The 3859-nt window shown below is 73.6% G+C and carries 3 protein-coding genes; 1 reads left to right on the forward strand and 2 read right to left on the reverse strand.

The window, feature by feature from the left end; all coding sequences use genetic code 11:
* Nucleotides 1–414 precede the first annotated feature (414 nt).
* Complete coding sequence (locus tag ACTIDRAF_RS34330; protein ID WP_016701459.1) at nucleotides 415–564, forward strand: hypothetical protein; 150 nt, start codon at nucleotides 415–417, stop codon at nucleotides 562–564.
* Between the two features lie 554 nt (nucleotides 565–1118).
* Here the strand turns inward: ACTIDRAF_RS34330 and ACTIDRAF_RS0225405 are convergent.
* A complete protein-coding gene (locus tag ACTIDRAF_RS0225405; protein WP_026066492.1) occupies nucleotides 1119–1808 on the reverse strand; it encodes an SDR family oxidoreductase in 690 nt (229 codons plus the stop codon).
* A gap of 181 nt (nucleotides 1809–1989) precedes the next feature.
* The coding region (locus tag ACTIDRAF_RS0225410; protein ID WP_016701461.1) for a PhoX family protein at nucleotides 1990–3859 on the reverse strand (1870 nt) is incomplete at its 5' end.

Below are 3859 nucleotides of genomic sequence, written 5' to 3' on the forward strand. Positions count from 1 at the left end.
GAGGGTGCCCCCCAGCCACGCCCGGTCGGCGATCCGGACCGCTTCTCCCGACCCGTGGGTCACTACCTCAGTCACGAGGTCCACCCAACCGTGGTCGCCGCCCGCGCGCAACGGTCCGGCGGGAGCCGGCCGGCCGCGGGCGACCACGGTGCGGGGGCAGGGAAGCCACGACCCCGCTGCGGCGGGCCAGGGCTCGCCGTTCCGCCTCCCCGGTCGGGGTCCGGGCGGTCCGGCGGAGCGCCGCACCGGGTGGACGCTATTACCTGGGTATCGGTCGTCCGGCCCAGAACGTTAGCGGCCGGACAATCTTCGGCATGTGGACCATGTCACCGATGAATCGGGTGAATCCTGCCTCGAGATGGGCCATAATAGGAATCGAACATCAAGTCAACACACAAAGAGGTCACGATCACCATGAACATCGCCGCCACCCTTCGAGCCCGCCGTGCCCGGAACCGTGGCCGCCGCGCGATCCAGCGCGCCATCGACAACGCCACGAGCAGCCCGGCGCTGCGCGACGAGCTGTTGATGATCCAGCAGCGCCACGAGACCATCCAGCGCTGACCCCGGGGACCACCCCCAACCGCAATCGGTGACGTGACTCACAACGTCCGTGGGTGTAACACGTTCGGGTGGTCCTACGATGAGCATTGTGACCCTGCGGTGCTGGCGGACCCCCGACCTGGCAGCACCGCGGGGTCTTCCACTGTCCGGGTCACCCTTCCGTTGAGCAGCGAGCACACCGCCCGCCCCGGCAGGCGACGATTCCGGGAATGGACGCGGGTTCCGGGACGTCCGTCGTGACGGCACCGGCAGCCACCTTCCTCCCGGTGCCCGTCCGGTTCGGCGCCCCCGGCGAAGCGGCGGGGCACTCCCCGCCCCCGGACCGGCGCCGCGCTCCCGACGACGCGGACGAACCGCCCGACCGGACGCCCGCGTCCCCACGCCGCACCACCGGTACGCGCGTCCCCGGCACACCGCCGACCCGGACGCGCCCGTCCCCGGCCGGGGCGAGCGGTCGCGGCCCTGGTCGAACGCGCCCGTCCCCAGCCGGAACACCCTCGTGCGCCCGTCCGGGCGCCGGCCCGGCGAGCGAGGCCGCCGGCGCACCGCGCTGATCAGGCCGGGCGCAACACGATCTCCGTCGTCAGCCCGTCCGCCGGTGTCGACAGGGCCTGGCCGACCGCCCTGGCCACCGTCTCCGGCCGCAGGTAGTGCTCCGGCACGTAGTCGGTCCCCTCCGCCGCCCGCACCTGGCGCTGCATGTCCGTCGCCACCCGCCCCGGAAAGACGGAGGTGACGCGAACACCGTGTTCCCGTTCCTCGGCGTTCAACGCGTCCGCGAAGGCGCGCAGCGCGTGCTTGCTGGCGGCGTAGGAACCCCAGCCGGGGTTCGGCGGCCGCAGGCCCGCTCCCGAGTTGACGAGGACCACGTGCCCCCCGGCCGCGCGCAGCGCCGGCAGCAGCAGCCTCGTCAGCTCCACGACGGCGATCACGTTCACCTCCATCGTCCGCCGCCAGACCTCACCCCCCTGGTCGGCGATGGCACCGATCTCGGCGACTCCCGCGCTGTGCACCAGGACGTCGAGCTGGTCGATGCCGCGCACCGCGTCCGCCAGCGAAGCCGAGTCGGTCAGCTCCACGGCGAAGGGCTCCGCCCCCTCCAGGGCTGCCACCGTCTCGTGGAGCGCCGGCGTGTCCCGGCCGCCCAGCAGCAGCCGGTGCGTCGGCGCCAACTCCCGGGCGACGGCGGCGCCCACCCCCCGGGAGGCGCCGGTGATCAGGGCAAGAGGACGAGTGGAAGTCATGGCCCGACGGTATTCGCCCCGGGACCACGGCGTCCGACCGAGTCCGGGAACCGGACCCGTCCCCGCAGGGGGCAGCCCTGGGACGCGCCGGCTCCTGCCAGCCCGCTCCAGGGCGGACCTGGGGGAACGCGGTCGGGGTGGATGGGGCGCCCCCGCCCCGAACCGGGGGCGCCCCGGCTCGTCACCGGCCGATCCGGCCGACTCCCCGCCCACCCGGGCCGGTGCGCCACACCCCCACCACCGACGGACGGGGGTTCGCCCCACCACGGTCCGGCCAGTCCGAGCCCGGCCGTTCCGCGCTGGAGCCGTCGATCTCCCCCGGGTGCTGGACGCAGACCGTGACGAGGTCCTCGGTGACGACCGGTCCGCACGCCTCCGCGCCCCGGGGGACCGTGAGGAACAGCTTCAGCTCGCCCCGCCGTTCGCCCTCGGTGGGGACCGCGTACAGCCCGTCGTTGCTGCCGAGCGCTCCGGTCGAGTCGGTGGAGATCCACAGGTTGCCGTGGTCGTCGAAGGTCAGGTTGTCCGGGCTGCTGATCGGACTCACCTGGCTCTTGTCGAAACCGGCGAAGTAGGTGTCCGGCGACTCCGGGTCGCCGCAGACCAGGAGCAACCGCCAGCGGAACGCGGTCGCGGCCGCGTCCCCGCCGGCCTCCTCCCACTCCAGCACGTGACCGTGCTTGTTGCCCGCCCTCGGGTTCGCCTCGTCCGGGCCGGCGCTGCCGGCGGCGCCCCGGTCGCCGTTGTTCGTCAACGCCGCGTACACCCGCCCGGTGACCGGGTTCGCCTCCACGTCCTCCGGCCGGTCCATCTTCGTCGCGCCGACCCGGTCGGCCGCCAGGCGGGTGAAGACGTACACCTCCTCGGCGGTCATGCCCGGGACGAAGGACCGGTCTCCCCTGGCCAGCGGGATCCACTCGCCGGTCCCGCCGAACTCGCCGTCGGCGGGCAACGCCCCCGAGCCGTCGATCTCCTCGGCGGGGCTGTCCCCCGTCAGCCTCGCCACGTAGAGGGTCCCGTCGTCGAGCAACCGCATGTTGTGCCGCCGGGCCGCCCGCGTGTTCCCGGGCACCACCCGCCCCCGGGAGACGAACTTGTAGAGGTAGTCGAAGCGCTCGTCGTCCCCCTGGTACGCCACCGCCCGGCCGTCCTCGGTCAGTCTGATGGTGGCGCCCTCGTGCTTGAACCGGCCCAGCGCGGTGTGCTTCACCGGGGTCGAGTCCGGGTCGCTCGGGTCGACCTCGACCACCCAGCCGAACCGGTTGACCTCGTTCGGTTCGACCGCGAGGTCGAACCTGTCGTCGAACCGCTCCCACTTGCGGGTGCTGGCTCCGCCGCTGATGCCGTAGCGGGCCAACCGCTCCGCGACCACCGGATCCGTCACCTGGTCGGCGTTGGCGAAGTACTGGTTGAAGTTCTCCTCGCCCGAGAGCACGGTGCCCCAGGGCGTGACACCGCCGGCGCAGTTGTTCAGCGTGCCGAGCACGGTGCGCCCGGTCGGGTCGGCGGACGTCCGCAGCAGCTCGCTGCCCGCCGCCGGCCCGGTCAGCGCGAAGGGGGTGCGGACCGTGATGCGGCGGCCGTACCGGCTGGGCACCACCCGCAGGCCGCCGGCGACCGGGTCCCGCAGCGCCCGCACCACCGACATGCCGTGCGCGGCCCAGCCGACACGCACCTGCTCCTCGGTCGGGTGGTCCGGGTCGTAGCCCCGGAACATCTCCGGTTCGGTGGTGTACTCGTGGTTGACGACCAGCCAGTTGTCCTGCCCCAGCGCGTCCCGGGGGACCAGGCCGGCGAAGTCGCAGTTGTACCCGAACTGCGCCTCCTGCGCTGCGGCCGTCTGGCGGTCGAAGTCGAACCGGGGCGCGTCCGCGACCACCGGATCGCCCCAGCGGATGACCACCTGCTGCCGGTACCCGGCCGGGACCACCACCGCATCCTCGGTGTTCGGCGTCACCGGCTCGAAGTCCGTGCCGGGCGCGGGTCCCGAGCCGCCTCCCACCGCCGTGGCCCGGCCGGCACCGGGCTCGGAGCCGGCGGCCGCCTGACCG

The organism is Actinoalloteichus spitiensis RMV-1378, from assembly GCF_000239155.1.
Lineage (GTDB): Bacteria > Actinomycetota > Actinomycetes > Mycobacteriales > Pseudonocardiaceae > Actinoalloteichus_B > Actinoalloteichus_B spitiensis.

Coding starts and splice junctions, on each gene's coding strand:
- ACTIDRAF_RS34330 (WP_016701459.1), top strand. CDS start 415: ATGAACATCGCCGCCACCCTTCGAGCCCGCCGTGCCCGGAACCGTGGC.
- ACTIDRAF_RS0225405 (WP_026066492.1), bottom strand. CDS start 1,808: ATGACTTCCACTCGTCCTCTTGCCCTGATCACCGGCGCCTCCCGGGGG.